This is a genomic window from Prochlorococcus marinus str. MIT 0918 (genome assembly GCF_027359415.1).
GTDB classification, from domain to species: domain Bacteria; phylum Cyanobacteriota; class Cyanobacteriia; order PCC-6307; family Cyanobiaceae; genus Prochlorococcus_E; species Prochlorococcus_E marinus_C.
Genome location: NZ_CP114780.1, coordinates 1,191,205 through 1,208,660 on the forward strand (window position 1 = coordinate 1,191,205; position 17,456 = coordinate 1,208,660).

The 17,456-nt window shown below is 35.6% G+C and carries 17 protein-coding genes and 1 tRNA gene; 11 read left to right on the forward strand and 7 right to left on the reverse strand.

Features of this window, described 5'->3' with window-relative positions; all coding sequences use genetic code 11:
• Positions 1-29: 29 nt before the first annotated feature.
• Positions 30-2,033, forward strand: coding sequence for a tRNA uridine-5-carboxymethylaminomethyl(34) synthesis enzyme MnmG (gene mnmG, locus O5636_RS06555; protein WP_269622012.1), 2,004 nt, complete (start codon positions 30-32; stop codon positions 2,031-2,033).
• A gap of 36 nt (positions 2,034-2,069) precedes the next feature.
• Positions 2,070-2,624 carry a chorismate lyase gene (locus O5636_RS06560; RefSeq protein WP_269623544.1) on the forward strand — a complete coding sequence of 185 codons (555 nt, stop codon included), beginning with the start codon at positions 2,070-2,072 and terminating at the stop codon, positions 2,622-2,624.
• 15 nt (positions 2,625-2,639) lie between these two features.
• Here the strand turns inward: O5636_RS06560 and O5636_RS06565 are convergent, their stop codons facing one another.
• The gene (locus O5636_RS06565) at positions 2,640-3,152 is read right to left on the reverse strand and encodes an RNA helicase (protein WP_269622013.1); all 513 of its coding nucleotides are present in this window, start codon (positions 3,150-3,152) and stop codon (positions 2,640-2,642) included.
• A 95-nt stretch (positions 3,153-3,247) separates the two neighbouring features.
• Positions 3,248-3,796, reverse strand: coding sequence for a SprT family zinc-dependent metalloprotease (locus tag O5636_RS06570; RefSeq protein ID WP_269622014.1), 549 nt, complete (start codon positions 3,794-3,796; stop codon positions 3,248-3,250).
• A 120-nt stretch (positions 3,797-3,916) separates the two neighbouring features.
• Here O5636_RS06570 and O5636_RS06575 point away from each other — a divergent pair, with 120 nt between their 5' ends.
• The 3 genes from O5636_RS06575 to O5636_RS06585 are packed head-to-tail and all read left to right on the forward strand — an operon-like array spanning position 3,917 to position 6,582.
• On the forward strand, positions 3,917-4,339 hold the full coding sequence (locus tag O5636_RS06575) for a hypothetical protein (protein WP_269622015.1): 423 nt from the start codon (positions 3,917-3,919) through the stop codon (positions 4,337-4,339).
• A 22-nt stretch (positions 4,340-4,361) separates the two neighbouring features.
• Positions 4,362-6,422: an NAD-dependent DNA ligase LigA gene (ligA, locus tag O5636_RS06580; protein ID WP_269622016.1), complete on the forward strand. Its 2,061-nt coding sequence runs from the start codon at positions 4,362-4,364 to the stop codon at positions 6,420-6,422.
• Positions 6,415-6,582 carry a hypothetical protein gene (locus tag O5636_RS06585; RefSeq protein ID WP_269622017.1) on the forward strand — a complete coding sequence of 56 codons (168 nt, stop codon included), beginning with the start codon at positions 6,415-6,417 and terminating at the stop codon, positions 6,580-6,582. Before ligA ends, O5636_RS06585 begins: the two co-directional genes overlap by 8 nt.
• Here the strand turns inward: O5636_RS06585 and O5636_RS06590 are convergent.
• The 3 genes from O5636_RS06590 to O5636_RS06600 form a co-directional block, all read right to left on the reverse strand.
• Positions 6,579-7,142, reverse strand: coding sequence for a TVP38/TMEM64 family protein (locus O5636_RS06590; RefSeq protein ID WP_269622018.1), 564 nt, complete (start codon positions 7,140-7,142; stop codon positions 6,579-6,581). The two genes, O5636_RS06585 and O5636_RS06590, sit on opposite strands and share 4 nt — an antisense overlap.
• A 58-nt stretch (positions 7,143-7,200) precedes the next feature.
• Positions 7,201-9,975, reverse strand: coding sequence for a valine--tRNA ligase (locus tag O5636_RS06595; RefSeq protein ID WP_420063791.1), 2,775 nt, complete (start codon positions 9,973-9,975; stop codon positions 7,201-7,203).
• A gap of 85 nt (positions 9,976-10,060) precedes the next feature.
• Positions 10,061-10,519 (reverse strand): protein phosphatase, encoded by a 459-nt coding sequence (locus tag O5636_RS06600; protein ID WP_269622020.1) that lies wholly within the window; start codon positions 10,517-10,519, stop codon positions 10,061-10,063.
• A 69-nt stretch (positions 10,520-10,588) separates the two neighbouring features.
• On the opposite strand from O5636_RS06600, the gene O5636_RS06605 reads away from it, so the two are divergent.
• Positions 10,589-10,843, forward strand: coding sequence for a hypothetical protein (locus tag O5636_RS06605; protein ID WP_269622021.1), 255 nt, complete (start codon positions 10,589-10,591; stop codon positions 10,841-10,843).
• Positions 10,844-11,268: 425 nt separating this feature from the next.
• Here O5636_RS06605 and O5636_RS06610 read toward each other — a convergent pair.
• Positions 11,269-11,340, reverse strand: a tRNA-Val gene (locus tag O5636_RS06610).
• Between the two features lie 154 nt (positions 11,341-11,494).
• Here O5636_RS06610 and O5636_RS06615 point away from each other — a divergent pair.
• From O5636_RS06615 to speB, 3 genes are read left to right on the forward strand one after another with little or no spacing between them, the layout of a single operon-like run.
• Positions 11,495-12,235: a MazG family protein gene (locus O5636_RS06615; RefSeq protein ID WP_269622022.1), complete on the forward strand. Its 741-nt coding sequence runs from the start codon at positions 11,495-11,497 to the stop codon at positions 12,233-12,235.
• A 10-nt stretch (positions 12,236-12,245) separates the two neighbouring features.
• Positions 12,246-13,124: a polyamine aminopropyltransferase gene (speE, locus tag O5636_RS06620; protein WP_269622024.1), complete on the forward strand. Its 879-nt coding sequence runs from the start codon at positions 12,246-12,248 to the stop codon at positions 13,122-13,124.
• Positions 13,121-14,011 (forward strand): agmatinase, encoded by an 891-nt coding sequence (gene speB, locus O5636_RS06625; protein ID WP_269622025.1) that lies wholly within the window; start codon positions 13,121-13,123, stop codon positions 14,009-14,011. Before speE ends, speB begins: the two co-directional genes overlap by 4 nt.
• Positions 14,012-14,072: 61 nt before the next feature.
• On the opposite strand, the gene O5636_RS06630 is transcribed toward speB, so the two are convergent.
• Positions 14,073-14,303, reverse strand: a complete 231-nt coding sequence (locus O5636_RS06630; RefSeq protein WP_269622026.1) for a metal-binding protein — start codon at positions 14,301-14,303, stop codon at positions 14,073-14,075.
• A 126-nt stretch (positions 14,304-14,429) separates the two neighbouring features.
• On the opposite strand from O5636_RS06630, the gene gcvT reads away from it, so the two are divergent.
• Positions 14,430-15,548, forward strand: a complete 1,119-nt coding sequence (gcvT, locus tag O5636_RS06635; protein ID WP_269623545.1) for a glycine cleavage system aminomethyltransferase GcvT — start codon at positions 14,430-14,432, stop codon at positions 15,546-15,548.
• A gap of 72 nt (positions 15,549-15,620) precedes the next feature.
• On the forward strand, positions 15,621-17,456 hold the full coding sequence (gene aspS / locus O5636_RS06640) for an aspartate--tRNA ligase (protein WP_269622027.1): 1,836 nt from the start codon (positions 15,621-15,623) through the stop codon (positions 17,454-17,456).

The following is a 17,456-nucleotide window of genomic DNA, read 5'->3' on the forward strand; positions in this document are numbered from 1 at the left end:
GTTCATACTCACGCATGCATTATTAGTTTATGAGCTATTCATCCAACACTAAAGAAGCCTTTGATGTAATAGTTGTTGGGGGAGGTCATGCAGGTTGTGAAGCTGCTATAACGACTGCAAAGCTAGGGTTCTCAACCGCGTTATTCACTTTAAATCTTGATCGCATTGGATGGCAACCATGTAATCCTGCCGTGGGGGGGCCAGCTAAAAGCCAACTCGTTCATGAAGTAGATGCATTAGGAGGAGTGATTGGCCGTTTAGCAGATTCAACAGCCATACAAAAACGAATCTTAAATGCCAGTAGAGGTCCAGCAGTTTGGGCACTAAGAGCTCAAACTGATAAAAGAGCATATTCTCGTGAAATGCTTAATCTCCTTCAACAAACATCTAATTTGACTCTTCGAGAAGCAATGGTTACAGATTTAGAGGTAAAGAAGCTGGCACCTAATACGCAAAAAGACGCGCAATCTGAATCTACTATTGGCCAAATAACAGGGATCAAAACGTACTTTGGAAGTAGCTATAAAGCAAGAGTAGTAATTCTCACTACTGGAACATTTTTAAGAGGAAAGATTTGGATAGGAAATCAATCAATGGAAGCTGGTCGAGCAGGTGAACAACCTGCAACAGGTTTAACTGATGCACTGCAAAAGCTTGGTTTTGAAACTAGTCGGCTCAAGACAGGAACTCCTGCAAGAGTAGATCGCAGAAGTATTGCACTCAACTCCCTTGAAGAACAAATAAGTGATGCTGCAAATCGATTTTTTTCTTTCGACCCATCTACATGGAAAAGCAAAGCTCAAATGAGTTGCTATATCACTCGAACAACAACAAAAACCCATCAACTTATAAAAGACAATCTTCATTTAACTCCTATTTATGGAGGGTTTATCAACAGCAAGGGTCCTCGTTATTGCCCATCAATAGAAGATAAAATTGTTCGGTTTGCAGATAAGGAATCTCATCAAATCTTTCTAGAGCCAGAGGGAAGAGATACGCCGGAGATATATATACAAGGATTTTCGACCGGGCTACCAGAAAATATACAGCTAGAGCTTTTAAGAACACTACCTGGTCTCGAAAACTGTATCATGCTTCGTCCAGCTTATTCAGTGGAGTATGACTATTTACCGGCTACACAACTTTTACCATCTCTAGAAACAAAAAGAATTAAAGGATTATTTAGCGCTGGACAACTTAATGGAACAACTGGTTATGAAGAAGCTGCAGCTCAAGGCATAGTAGCTGGGATCAATGCGGGACGATATATAGAACAAAAACATCCGATCCATTTCTCTAGAGAAGAAAGTTATATAGGAACCATGGTTGATGATCTTGTGACTAAAGATCTTCGCGAACCATATAGAGTTCTAACTAGCAGAAGCGAGTATCGATTAATGCTTCGAGGAGATAATGCGGATCGAAGACTTACACCACTGGGTTATCAACTTGGATTAATTGATGAAAAAAGATGGAAAATATTTAAAGCAAAACAAGAAGCTTTGGCTAAAGAAAAACTTCGATTAGAAACTGATAGGATTAAAGAAACTAATACAATCGCATTGATCTTAGCCGAAGAAAGTGGTGCTCCAATTAAAGGATCTATAACTTTAGCCAATCTACTTCGACGACCAGGAATGCATATGTCTAATCTCATTAGACATAATCTAGTAAATAGTCAATTAGAGCTAAGTGTACAAGAAGGAGTGGAAATAGATATTAAATATAGCGGGTATTTAGAGCGCCAGGCTGCCCAAATAGATCAAATTAAAAAACAAAACAAAAGAACATTATCTCAAGAGTTAAATTATACAAATATCAAAACACTATCCCAAGAAGCAAGAGAAAAATTAAACGCTAATAGACCCAAAACATTAGGTGAAGCAGCTAAAATTCCTGGTGTAAGCAAGGCAGATCTCACCGCATTACTCGTATGGTTAAAAATACACAATCGAAAAAGCATAAATAAAGTAATTAATAAAAAACACATCAATAACTCAGCGACGAAAGTTTCTTTCCAAAACAGGAGTTAATTTCTGAGCACCAATCTTTATCCATCGCCTCAAGCAATTTGGGAAGCCAAAACAGCATCCGTATTATCTGGCAACCTTTCAATACAACTATCTGGAGCATGGCAATTAATGCTATTAGGGGATGGCAGTCCTACTCGCCATCTGACGCTACTCACAGGGCATGAAGTTCAAATAGAATTAATTGGAATGGAAGCAGAATGGTTAACAAATAAGTCAATACCTAAGGAAGTGAATGAGCTTTTCCCTCCTCTTTTAAAGAGACAAGTTTGGCTCCAATGTGGAGATCAAACTCTTGCATGGGCAGAAAGCTGGTGGAATAAACAAGAAGCAGAACATCATCTAAAAAACAAAGACCAGCCAATTTGGCAAAGCCTTACCCAAGGACGATCTGAATTATTTCGTGAAGTTGATGGACTAGCTTTAGTTAAAGCTAAATGGTTAGAAAATAGATTTAAAAAAACAGGTCCTTTTTGGAGTAGACACTATAGATTTTTTCGCCATCAACAAGAATTAACAGTAATACGAGAGGTGTTTAATCCTATATTAGAAAACTGGTTGGGAGACTCTATGCGCAATCAACTTTGCCCATAAATAAATTAAAGAGATTTATTTTCTTCTACTAGATCTGGGTAAAGGACGCCTAGGAAGAGTTGTTTCTTGAGAAGTATTACTGGAATCGGAATCTTGATAATCAGAAAATTTTCGCTCAGAGGAGGTCTCACGTTCCCATCTTTCAATGCGAAACGTAGAATCATCAGGCCATGGCTGTTCTAAAGATGTATCCACATCTTCGGATGATGGTGAAAGTGCTTTAGGCACTCTCAATGATATTGCAGTTAAAGGCTTTTTTTTAATAGGAATGTTTTCCTCTCTTTCTAATTCTAAGTCTATAGGTTCATACCAATTATCTTCTTCTTCAAAAAACCAATCAATTTTTTTTCCTACCCAGCGACTCATACCACTAACACCGGAACGGTTTTCTTTTTTTCTTTGTCCAGGTCTATTTCCAGCAACACCATCAACTAACTGTCTACCTGTTTCCATCCATTTATCCATACGACGCTCTAAAGATTCTCGAGAGCCCTGACGTCTGGAATTAGAGTAAAAACTTCTATTCATAAAATAAATTTATCGAATTTTCCAAAAAAAATCATTCTGGAAAAGACGTAAAGGAATCGTTAGACCAAGAATTAAAAACCCAGCCAAGTTCTTAATCAATTTTCTAAGTTTAAAGGCTGAAAAACAAGTACACAGCTTGGATTCCATCTCCCTCCATACAAAGTATCACAACAATGCTTACAAGCTATTCCTTTAGTCCTTCTTTTGTAAGTTGAACTCAAACCACAAGAAGGACATATGCCCAACCATTTTGGCAATTTAATAGGCATCGGGAATTGATGCCTGACACTTATCTGAAAATCATTCTGAGCAGCATTAATTGCTTTCATTCGTGCTTGAAAATTCCGTCCATGTCCTTCAGAAACTTTTAAAACAAGATCTACCCAAGCATGGATCATCTCGTGGCAAAGAGTGCTTTCCACAGCGCTTTGAGGAAGATTTTCTAATACAGGGCTAGACAAGACAATTTCACAGACTCTTTGTCCTTTCGCTTGACGTCCATGACGATAAAACCCAGCTGTATTACGTAATCTGCCATCACTCCACCTAATTGAAACAAGTGGTTTCAAATCTTTAACCAGCAAGCCATCAAAATATTGACGGTTCAAACGATGAAATATAGGCAGAAGAGGAATGAGTGGCATTAATTCTTATAAGGCAAATCTTTAACCAAGCCATAACATTCTGTCTAAAAATTAGTGACTGTGAAATACTCTTATCTCTAAAGTTAGTAAAACTAATCTTCTAATTAAACACTTTTCACAATGGATGCGGCACTAGTTAAAGCAATCGGCATCAAAACTCTTCTCTATGGAGGGGGGGCATTGCTTCTCTTCTGGACCTTCAATGCCATCAAGCTTGTTATAGGAGCAAGAGGAATCAATCCTTTAGTAAAACAATTCTTCAATCAAATCGCTTCGGGGCGTATTGATGCTGCATACAGGCTTACAACCAAAACATATAAACAACACGTAAATCGTCAAGATTTCCTTAAATTTTTAGGAGGCCTGCAATTAAACAAATACAGAAACTTAAAATCAGGGCGACCAAGAATTGAAGACAATCAAGTCATACTGACTTTAAATCTCAGATCCGAAGATAAAAGTTCTCAATTACCCTTGGAATTTACATTCATTAAAGTAGACAAAGATTGGCGAATCAATCGAATTGCAAAATCAACTAGCTAACCATAAGTTGCTTTAAGTATCAGTGAAAAAACCTTCAGGGAATTTTTCAAGAAGAGTTTTAGAGCTTCGCAAGGTCTTAAATAAAGCTAATCATGCTTATTACGTTCTTGATGCTCCCTTAATGGAAGATGCTGTCTTTGATCGTCTATATCGAGAATTATTGGAAATAGAAAAACACGACCCGTCTCTCATAACACAAGACAGTCCATCTCAGCGTTTAGGAGGGAAGCCATCAAAAGGTTTCCAAAGTGTTAAACATAGAATTCCCTTACAAAGTCTAGAGAATGCCTTTAACTTAGATGAGCTAGAGAATTGGTATTTAAAAATTAAAAAATCACTTGAACAAGAAGTCAAGATGATATGCGAACTCAAAATCGACGGAAATGCTCTTGCTCTAAGTTATTCAAATGGTTTTCTAGAAAGAGCAACTACTAGAGGAGATGGTTTTGAAGGAGAAGACATCACATCTAATGTGAAAACAATTGGCTCGATACCATTATCTTTACAACTAAAAAACCCACCACCCTGGCTTGAAGTAAGAGGGGAAGCCTTAATGCCCAATGAAATTTTTGAAAAAATAAATCAATTACGTCAAAAAGAAGAAAAACAAGTCTTTGCAAACCCTAGAAATGCATGCTCAGGCACTCTTAGACAATTAGATCCTCAAATAGTGGCATCAAGAAAACTAGATTTTTTTGCCTATACAATCCATCTTCCTAATGAATGGGAACCAACAGACGAAGACTATCCAAAACCCAAAGGACAAAAAGAAGGATTGCAATGGCTAAAAAAAGCAGGGTTTAAAGTTAATCCCAATACAAAAACAAGCCCAGACCTCGAAGAAGTAAAAGATTTTTGTAACCTATGGGAAATTCGTCGTCAAACCCTTCCATATACAACTGATGGAATAGTCATAAAACTCGAGAGTTTTGAACAACAAAAAACTTTAGGTGTGACCAATAAAGCACCTAGATGGGCAATTGCATTGAAATTCCCAGCAGAAGAGTCACCAACTCAATTAACAAAATTAACTTTTCAAATAGGTAGAACTGGAGCAGTAACGCCTGTAGCCAAATTTAAACCAATCACTCTTGCAGGAACACTTGTAAGTAGAGCAACATTACATAATGCAAATAGACTTGCAGAACTTGATTTGCATTCTGGAGATACTATTGTCGTCCGAAAGGCGGGAGAAATAATTCCTGAAGTCGTTCGTGTCATAAAAGAGCTCAGACCCCAGAAAGCATCGAAATTATTTCTTCCAACAATTTGTCCAGAATGCAATCAAAAACTTTTGCAAGCTCAAACACAAGCAGCAACTAAATGTACAAATAATTCTTGTCCAGCAATCCTACGTGGTGGTTTACGTCATTGGGTAAGCAAAAACGGAATGAATATAGAAGGGTTGGGAACAAAACTGATAGAACAACTAGTGGAGAAGAAACTTGTTTCATCAATTGCAGGTATATATAACCTAGATAAACAATCAATTACAAAGCTCGAGCGCATGGGGGAAAAATCAGCTGAAAAACTTTTATATGCAATTGAAGAATCGAAAAAAAAACCATGGCATAAGCAACTATTTGCTCTAGGTATCCTCCACATTGGAGAAGCTAATGCAAAAGCAATTGCTAACGTTTTTCCAAATGTCTCAGAACTTGAAAAAGAGATAATTAATGCACCTGAAAGTATTTCTAATATCTATGGCATAGGAAATGAAATTGTAGAGTCATTAAAACAATGGTTTACTTCTCCTAATAATCAAGAATTAATTAAATTATTACAAGAAGCAGGAATTACACTTGCAAATACTTATAAAGAAAAATTAACTATCAAAAACCAAGAAGTTGCTGGAAAAATAATAACAATAACTGGAACATTTAATGTTCTCAATCGTAACGAAATAAAAGGGATTCTAGAAAATTTAGGTGGAAAGGTTACTTCTTCTATTAGCTCTAAAACAAGTTTTTTAATTGCAGGGGAAAAACCTGGAAGCAAATTAAGAAAAGCTAAAGAACTAAACATAAAGATTATTGGGGAAACAGAATTAATCAATATATTAAATCAAGTAGCCAATGACTAAACCATTCATTTACACTTTAATTAAAACAGATTGTGGTAGAGCTAAATACCAAGAAATTGCTTCTAGAAAGACTTTTAATTCAAAATTGAGATTATTATGGTTTATTGTAATTGCTACAATTAAAGATTTAACTTTAAAAAATCAAAAAGAAGAAAACTAACTACTTGATTGACTAGAATTACGAACACTCCTTAACACAAGAAATAAAGCCAAAGCAGTAGAAAAAGTACCTATCAATGTTAAAAAATTGAATTGAGAACTATTAGAAATTATTGAATCAAATTTCGAAATCTCTCCTGCTAAAGATCCCAAAGAACAATAGAGTAATGTGCCTGGGAAAATAGCAACCAACCCTATTGTAAAATCCTTAAAACTAACTTTAGTCAAAGCATATCCAAGGTTTAAAAGACCAAAAGGAAAAGCTGGAGAAAGACGAGTTAATATAATAAGTTTTAATCCTTCACTAGTAATGGATTGCACGATTAGTTGCAATTTAGGAAAGGAATCTAGCCTTTTGTTTATCCAATGTCTTAGAAAAGTTCTAACTAAAACAAAGGTAGTAATTGCTCCTAAAAATGCACCAATAAAGACAAATATACTACCAAGTAATGAACCATACACCAATCCTGCAAACATAGAAAGCCAAGAGCCTGGCAACAAAATATTTACCCAAATTGCATAGAAAAGAATAAAAACAATAATGCCTAAAGGAGTAGACAAAAATTGAATTTGATACTCAAAAAAATCTTTTAGATATAACATATAAAGACTATGAGATTCATTCTAAACCTAATAATCTTTGGCGAACTAATTCGGCTTGGGAATTCGCATCAGATAATTTAGCCTTGCATTCTAAAACAATTTCTTCAGGAGCCTTCTGAATAAAATTAGAATTATTTAAACGGCTTGAAAGAGTAGAGATTTCTTTTTCTGCCTTAAACAAATCTTTCTTTAAACGATTCTTCAAAGCTGATAAATCTACTAACCCTTCAATTGGCAAAATAACTTCTAATTGACCAGAAACTCCAGCTAGCGACTTTGAAGTTGATTGTCCAGACAATTGATCAGGACCAAAAACCTTAACTTCATTTGCTTTGGTCAATATTTGAATATCAGGAATTGCTTTGTTTAACAAATCTGAAAGATATTTATTTTTAGTAACAAAATGTACTGGGGCTTGTTGTGAAGGCTTAAAACCTGCTTCTGCTCTTAAATTCCGAACCACTCTAATCGAAGCAAATAACTCATTAAATGAAGACTCTAACTCCTCATCTATGAAACCTGGATTAAATGCTGGCCAAGACTCTAATGCAAGTAATCTATTCTCTGAAAAACCAGTAACACCATGCCATAACTCCTCAGTTAAGTGAGGCATTAAAGGATGGATCATAATTAATAGATCCCTTAAAACCTTAAACATCACTGTCTGAGCTCTTTTTTGATCAATCAAATCATTTCCAGATAAAGAGGATGAAACATTAAGGCGAGGCTTGATTAATTCCAGATACCAATCACAAAAGTCATTCCAAGCAAATTCATATAAACCTTTTGCAGCTTCCCCAAGAGCATAAGTTTCATATCTTTTAGCTGTATCATCAATCATCTTAGAAAGCCTAGACAAAATCCATTGATCAGATAATTGCAACTTTGAATAATCTATTTCCTCAAATGTCTCTTGAAAAGTAGTGCCACGAAGGTTTATCAAGGCAAATCTTGTAGCATTCCATAACTTATTAGCAAAATTTCTTGCTGCTTCTACCGTTACAGAAGTATCTGATTCTCGATCATAATCAAGGCGAATATCTTGTCCTGCTCCAACAACCTCCTTAACCAAGGCAAAGCGAAGTGCATCGGTTCCATAACGATCAATTAATAAAATTGGATCAATCCCATTCCCTGCACTTTTACTCATCTTGCGGTTATGTTCATCTCTAACTAAACCGTGAATATAAACATCTGAGAAAGGGATCTGTTCTGTAAAAGCACCTGCCATCATTGTCATTCGTGCAACCCAGAAAAAAATAATGTCAAACCCTGTGACCAGAGTATTCGTTGGATACCAACGAGAGAAATCTGCATGGCTTTCATCAGGCCACCCTAAAGTTGAAAAAGGCCATAAACCACTAGAAAACCAAGTATCAAGAACATCATCTTCCTGCTTAATTAGAACGTCTCCTCCATATAGACGTTGAGCTTCCAATAAAGCATTCTTCTCTGAAATAGCAACTATATAAGGAGTTTCATCAGTGAGCTGATTATTTGTTTCACTAATTACAAACCAAGCTGGGATACGATGCCCCCACCACAATTGTCTACTAACACACCAGTCTCTTAAATCTATTAACCAATCTTGATAAACTTTCTCCCATCTAGCAGGAAAAAAAGAAGGTTGTCCCTTACTTAAATAAGACTGACAGCGTTGAGCCATAGAATCCATACGAACAAACCACTGAGTAGAAAGCAAAGGTTCAACAGGGACTTTTCCTCTCTCAGAAAATGGAACACTATGGCGATATGGTTCAACCTTCGCTAACAAGCCTTGGTCGTGAAATGCCGCAACAACAGCATTGCGAGCATCAAAACGATTTAAGCCAGCAAAACAACCAGCCTCAGAATTCATTGTGCCATCCTTATTCATGACCGTAATCTGAGGCAAATTATGTCTCTGACCAATTGCAAAGTCGTTAGGATCATGAGCAGGAGTTACCTTCACGCAGCCGGTTCCAAAATCTTTATCAACATGATCATCAGCTATCACAGGTATCTCACGCCCTACTAATGGCAAAAGCAATGTTTGCCCAATCAAATCTGAATAACGTTGATCTCCAGGGTTAACTGCGACAGCAACATCACCCATCATCGTCTCAGGTCGTGTTGTAGCAACTTCGAGATATTTAATTCCTGTCTTGGAAGAAGCTTTAGTTAATGGATATCGAAAATACCACAAACTACCTTCCACTTCTCTCATCTCAACCTCCAAATCACTGACTGCTGAGCCAGAAGCTGGACACCAATTAACAAGATATTCTCCTCGATAAATTAAACCTTGCCTATATAGTCGAACAAAAGCTTCTGAAACCGCCTTGCTTAAGCCTTCATCCATCGTGAATCTTTCTCTTTGCCAATCAACTGAGTAACCCAAACGACGCAATTGTTGAACAATCCTACCCCCACTTTGAGCCTTCCATTTCCAGGCACGCTCTAAAAAAGCTTCCCGGCCAAGATCATCTTTATTCACCCCTTCCTCTTTTAATTGTTTTTCTAAAATTGTTTGAACAGCAATCGAAGCATGGTCAGTACCTGGCAAACAAAGTACATTTTTTCCTTTTAAACGCTGAAACCTAACAATCGTATCTATTAAAGCTGTATTAAAAGCATGCCCCATATGCAAGCTTCCAGTAACATTTGGAGGGGGAATGACAATGGAAAAAGGCTCTCCTTTGCCATTAGGATCTGGATGAAAAGCACCTGCTTCCTCCCATATATTTTGCCAGCGCCGCTCGGTTCCAAACGGGTCATAAGTCTTAGGTAATACATCTAGTGCATTTCCTATATCTTTTGAGGTTGTTTGCTCTTCCACAAAGACAATTCAAACCTTATAAGAAAACACTAATGAAATTCTTTGTTTTTGTAAAAAATCAACAGCCAGTTTCTGAAGACTTCCATGGAATAGCAATTAATTGATCAAAAGATTCCCATTTACTAACATCTGTAATCACTCTTTCAGTCAAACCAACATGCTCAAATGCTTTAATGCAACTTTCATGAGTAAGTGAAGCATTTTCGCCTAAAGGCATCACGAAAACCTTTTCATCAGAAGGATCTGCTAGGAGATATAAAGAATCGCTTTCAATATTTCTTTCAAAAAAATTTTTTCTCATCCTTATAGTTACAGCAGAGCCCAAAGCTTCGGCAAACGTTGCCAAGCTTTCTCTCTCTCCAGACATCCCACAATTCAAAGAAAGCCATATTAAAAACTTCACCCAACTATCAAGCGTCCAAAGAGGAGCAAAGCTATTCCTTTGACGTCTAACTAATTCAGATAAAGCAAAATCAAACATTTTTGCTTGAATTTGGGTTTCATTTGTCTTTTTCATAACAACAATTTCGTTTTCTAATAAAATTAGACTTACTGCCTTCGCAGGGCACTAATAGGATTATGTACCATGGATCTAAACGACCCTGAATTGGAATTTTCTGATTTAATCTACGCTTATCAAAGCTGGGTAATAGCTGTGATTAATGATGAAAAACTAACAAATGAGGAGAAGCTGTTAACAGAAGAAATAGTTGATGATGCTGTCAATGCAATGAGATTTTTATCTGGTGACGTGACGAATGCCATTGAAACAAGTTTAGCAAGGGTATATGACGTAGATTCTGAAGAATTAGCTTCATTGCTATACCCTGATGAGGATTAAAAGATCACTAAAAACGAATTGATGGAACATAGTTAAATTATCTGAATTTATTCAAACTTAATTCTCAAAAAATTTAATACATGAATCTAATTGATTGATTGGTTAATCCTTGAAATTTAAATTGAACCAAAAGCCATTATTCACATTGACTCTTTCACTCCATTGACAGGGATCATAAAACAAAACTCTACTTATAAAACAAGGCCTATAAAGACTTCAAAGTATAACTTCTTGCTAGAAAATATCCTTATTGTCTTCCACATTTTTATATAAATATATCCATTATTAACCACAATTATTTTGAAAGAAATGACCTAACTTGGTTACTAAAGTCCCTCAAAAAATACAGGCCAATCACATAAAATGCTAGTTCTAATAAAAGACTCAATAGGAAAGCCTTTTAAATTAAACAACTTTTTCAATAATGGGCGATCCAGGGTTCGAACCAGGGACATCCTGCTTGTAAGGCAGGCGCTCTACCGCTGAGCTAATCGCCCATGATTTAATTCTGCCTTATCAAGGCAACCTAGGGATACCCCAGTCTTTATAAAAAGTGGCATCGAGCAACAAATATGAGAAACATACACAGATTTAAAAATTGTACTTTTGTCTGCATATTGTTGCTAACACTAGAAGTAAGAATGGAAGTTAATGCAAACTACTTCACAAAACCCAATTGAAGCCCTAATAGAAGTTGTCTCAAAACTTCGCGACCCAATCCATGGTTGTCCATGGGATATCAAACAAAATCACAGAACCTTAATTCCATATGCCATTGAAGAAGCGCATGAAGTAGCTGATGCAATTAAAAATGGTACAGATCAGGAAATCTGTGATGAATTAGGGGACCTGTTACTTCAAGTGGTTATGCATGCACAAATTGCTAAGGAAGAGCAAAGGTTTTCTTTTGACGATATTGCTAGAGCAGCCCAAAAAAAAATGATGAGGCGTCATCCACAAATTTTTAATGCTAAAAGTAAATCTATTAAGATGAAAAAAACTTGGGACGAAATCAAACAATCTGAAAAAAGCTATAATGAAACAAACCATCCATTTGCTGATTATATAAAAAATAAATTAAGAATACAATCTGCGTTTAATGGTGCAATATATATTTCAAAAAAAATTCAAAAAAAATTTTTAAATGATAATTCTGTTAATGATACCTTAGTAAAAGAATTTGATGTCTTTGAAAGAAAATTAGCAAAAGGAAATAAAATTGACTCACAAATAAAAATTGGCCGGTTACTATTTAAACTAATCAACATAGGTATTGATTATGGTATAGATATAGAAGACAGCTTAGATACAACTAATAAAAAGATGATACAAGGTTTAGGATTAATAGAATCAGAGTTGGGAATGGAAAAGATTAAAAAAGATCATAATTAGCTCCAAAAAAATGAACCTTTCAAAAACAAGTGGTATTAATAAACTCAATAAAATTTGGGTAGATGAATATCATGAATCTACTCGTTTTGGTTTAAGAGGGAAAAAAATATTAGAAGAAGAAAGTGAATATCAAAAAATTACAATATTTGACAGTGACAGATATGGCAAAGCATTACTTCTAGATCATTGCTGGATGTGTGCGGAGAATCAAGAAAAAGAATATCACGAAGCTATTGTGCATCCAGCATTAACTAGTGCTGAAAAAATTGAAAAAATTTTGATAATTGGCGGTGGTGATGGTGGGACAGCAAAAGAATGTCTTAAATACAATGAGTTGAAACAGATTGATATGGTTGAAATTGATCAAAAGGTAATTCAATTAAGCAAAAAATATCTACCATGTATAGGAGGTGGATGTTGGGAAGATAGTAGGCTAAATGTAATTATTGGAGATGGTATTAAATGGGTAAAAAATACAAAAGAAGACTATTATGATGTGATAATAATTGATAGCTCTGATCCTAAAGGAGCAGCTAAAGGTTTATTCAATCAAATTTTTTTTAGAAATTGCCATAGAATTTTAAGGACTAATGGTGTGTTTTCAGCTCAAACAGAATCTCCAGAATCTTTTCAGGAAATTCATATTAATGCAGTGAAACTAATTAGAAGTATATTTAAATATGCAGATCCTTTATATGGAAATATGCCTTTATATCCGAGCGGCTACTGGAGTTGGACATTTGCTTCCAAAAAATCACAAAGATATCTACATCCTATTCCTGAAAGATCAAGTCAAATAGTGAGTAAATGCAATATCTGGAGTCCTCGTTGGCAAAAAGGGTCATTTGAAGCTATACCTGCACAAATAGAAAGAGAATTAAAAACATGAAAGAAATAATTACTAATCATGGTTTTGATAATGAAGGAGCAATTTTTATGTGTTCACAAAGAGATCATAATAATTGCAAAGTTGGTATTTATGGTGTTCCATATGATGGCACAACTTCATTTAGATCTGGAGCAAGATTTGGCCCCTCTAAAATTAAAGAAGTAAGCAATGGAATTGAATCTTTTTGTCCACAATTAAATCAAGATCTAAGTGATATTAAATTTACAGATTTTGGCAATCTCAACATTCCTTTTGGAGCTCCTGAACCAGTTATTAAAGAAGTTAAACAAGCTACTAATTATCTTTTTTCATTAGGGGTTAAACCATTATTGCTTGGCGGTGAGCACTCTATTACCAATGGCGCAATAGAGTCATTGATAAAGTTTTTTCCAGAATTAATTCTATTACAACTCGATGCACATGCTGATCTTCGCGAAGAATGGTTAGGGTCAAAATATAGTCATGCATGTGTTATGAGACGATGCCTAGAGAAAATACCAAGTGAAAATATTTTGCAATTTGCTATCAGGAGTGGAACAAAAGAAGAAATCACAGAAATGAAAGAAATGAAAAGATTAATAAATCATATGTTTGGGCAACCTGCTAAAGAGCTTTATAAGAAATTAAAACCCCATCAAGGAAAGCCAATTTATTTAACGCTCGATCTAGATTGGTTTGATCCAAGCGTAATGCCTGGGACAGGAACTCCGGAGCCAGGTGGTTTTTTATGGCAAGACTTTGCTTATGTTATTGATGTTCTTAAAGAGCACAATATAGTAGGGGCAGATATTGTTGAATTATCTCCTCAATTAGACACATCAGATATAAGCAGTATCTTGGCAGCCAAAGCAACAAGAAGTCTTATAATGTTAATGAACTCTTGTTAGTCTAAAAAAAAATTTAAAAGGACAATTAATCTAATCTGCATATAAACTAACAATATAAAAGTTAATTTTCTATCATTATTAATTCTTTTCCAAAATCAAGCTGTTTATTAACATTTGCTTGTGTAGCATCGATTAAAGGAATAGCAGACTGTTGATTAGTCCAGTGATGACAGAAGACATAACTAGTAAAGTCAGAATGTAATTTAATTTTTCTCAATAAACACCAACTATTAGATGAAGAGGGGATCTCCTTGCAGTATTTACAAGTATGACAGCATTCCAATGATGACATAAATAGTTATCTGCCAGGACTCATAGGTTAGTAACTGTTTTGAAAATAAGCCACAAACTATTAAGTTAATAGATTCAAGGAGATTCATAAAACATCATCTCCTTAGCGTTTACTTGAAAATAAATGATCCAAGCCAAGAGAACTCCTCTATATCAAGTGTGCCTAGAGCAAGGATGTCGAATGGTTGAATTTGCTGGCTGGAAAATGCCAATTCAATTTGCTGGCTTAATCCATGAACATAGTGCGGTAAGAAATCATTCAGGCATATTTGACATTTCTCATATGGGTGTTGTTTTAATTCAAGGAAGCAATAGCAAAGATGGTCTTCAAAAATTAGTGCCATCAGATCTATATCGAATTGGACCAGGGGAGGCCTGCTATACAGTCCTTCTAAATGAAGAAGCAGGAATTGTTGATGATGTAATTATTTATGACTTAGGAGTTAATGATGATGATAAAGATAGAATTATGATGATTATAAATGCAGCAAATACTGAAGAAAAAATAGCTTGGCTAGAAAAGAATCTGATTAATCAAAATCTACAAATCTCAGATAAAAAAGAAAACAATTTACTACTTGCCATACAAGGACCAGAGTCAAAAGAACAACTCATTAAAGTATTAGGTAAATCATTCGTTGAACTTCCGCGATTTGGACATAAAGAACTATCCTTCCAATTCAAAGGCCAAGAAAAATCAACTCCAATCTTTATTGCCCGAACAGGTTATACAGGTGAAAATGGTTATGAACTTCTCATAGAACAAAATACAGGCATTCAAATCTGGAATTTATTAATTCAGAATGGTGTCACGCCATGCGGATTAGGAGCAAGAGATACATTAAGACTTGAAGCAGCAATGCCTCTTTATGGAAATGAACTAAACCTATCAACAAGCCCTTTAGAAGCAGGCTTAGGGTGGCTGGTACATCTAGAAGTTCCAGGTAACTTTATTGGCAAAAAGACTTTGGCTAAACAAGTCAAAACAGGTGTTACTAAGAAATTAGTAGGACTTGAACTTGAAGGCAAAGCAATAGCTCGTAGCAAGTATCCAATTACTTATCAAGACAAAATCGTTGGGCAAATTACAAGTGGTAGCTGGTCACCCACTTTAAATAAGGGGATCGCAATGGCCTATTTACCAATAGAACTAACCAAACTAGGAACAATAGTTAGTGTGATAATTCGCGATAAAATACATAAAGCTACTGTTGTTAAAAAACCTTTTTATCGCAGAGTTTCCTGACATAAATCAAAATTTGCACAACCTCATTACATTCATTGTGGGAAACTCATTAATCTATAGATAATTTTTTCCATGCGCAGCAACTGCTGTGGAGAACTGCGCACAAAGCACATTAACTCCAACGTACAACTTTGTGGCTGGGTAGATCGATGTCGTGATCACGGAGGTGTGATTTTCATCGATTTACGAGATTCTTCTGGCGCTATACAAATTACTGTTGATCCTGATCAAGGTTCAGATCTCTTTGCTATTGCAGAAAGTTTGCGAAATGAAACGGTTCTGCAAGTTTCGGGAACTGTCAGATCTCGACCTCCAGAATCTCTAAATAAAAAAATTGAAACTGGAGATATAGAAGTTTTAGCACTTAGTTTAAAGATACTTAATGCAGTGAAAGGCACTTTGCCATTCTCAGTATCTATACATGACGACGAAATAGTTAAAGAAGAAGTCAGACTTCGTCATCGTTATTTAGATCTCAGAAAAGAACGTATGAGGGAAAATCTACTACTTCGTCATGCAGTAATAAAAGCAGCAAGAAATTTTCTTGAAAGCAAAAACTTTCTTGAAGTAGAAACACCTATCCTCACTCGTTCAACCCCCGAAGGTGCTCGAGATTATCTCGTACCATCAAGAGTATGTGAAGAAGAATGGTTTGCATTACCTCAATCTCCTCAACTTTTCAAGCAATTATTAATGGTAGGAGGAATAGAACGTTATTACCAGATAGCAAGATGTTTTCGTGATGAAGACCTTCGTTCTGACAGACAACCTGAATTTACTCAACTTGATCTAGAGATGAGCTTTATGAACGAAGAAGAGATTCTTAGTCTCAATGAACAGTTAATCGCCTCAATCTGGCAATCAGCAAAAGGAATTGATCTGAAACTACCTTTTCCTAGAATTACTTGGCAAGAAGCAATGGATCGTTTTGGAACTGATAGACCTGATATTAGATATGGTATGGAATTGATTAATGTAAATAATATTCTTAAAGGAATTGGATTTAAAGTATTTTCAGGGGCTATTAATGCAGGTGGTTCAGTAAAATGTATAACAGTAAAAAATGGGAATAAATCAATAAGTAATGTACGTATAAAACCGGGGGGGGATATCTTTAATGAAGCTCAAAATGCAGGTGCAAAAGGTCTAGCCTTTATCAGGGTTCGTGAAAATAATGAAATAGATACTATTGGTGCAATTAAAGACAACCTAAGTGAATTACAAAAAAAAGAACTCTTAAGTAAGACTAATGCTGAAGAAGGGGATCTTATACTTTTTGGAGCAGGAGAAACAGAAATAGTTAACAAGACACTTGATAGAGTTAGACAATATTTAGCTAAAGAACTAAAACTAATTCCTCTAGAAAATGACAATCAAACAGCATGGAATTTCTTATGGGTAACTGATTTTCCAATGTTTAAATTCAATTCAGATGAAAAAAGATTAGAATCCTTACATCATCCATTTTGCGCACCGAATCCCGCAGATCTGGGAGAACAAGCTATCTGGGAAAAGACTCTTCCAGAGGCTCGTGCACAAGCATATGATCTTGTTTTAAATGGTCTTGAGCTAGGTGGAGGATCCTTACGAATTCATAATCCAGACCTTCAACTTCAAGTACTTGAAACTATTGGTTTGCCATTAAATCAAGCAAAAGAACAATTTGGTTTCCTCCTTGATGCACTTGCAATGGGAGCACCTCCTCATGGAGGAATCGCATTTGGCTTAGATAGAATTATCATGCTACTTGCTGGGGAAGAATCAATTAGAGATACAATTGCTTTCCCAAAAACCCAACAAGCAAGGTGTTTAGTGACAGAAGCACCATCTTCAGTATCAAAGAAACAGTTAAAAGAACTTCATATAAGTACCAGCCAAAGAGAAAATGAAGAAATTTCAACTAATTAA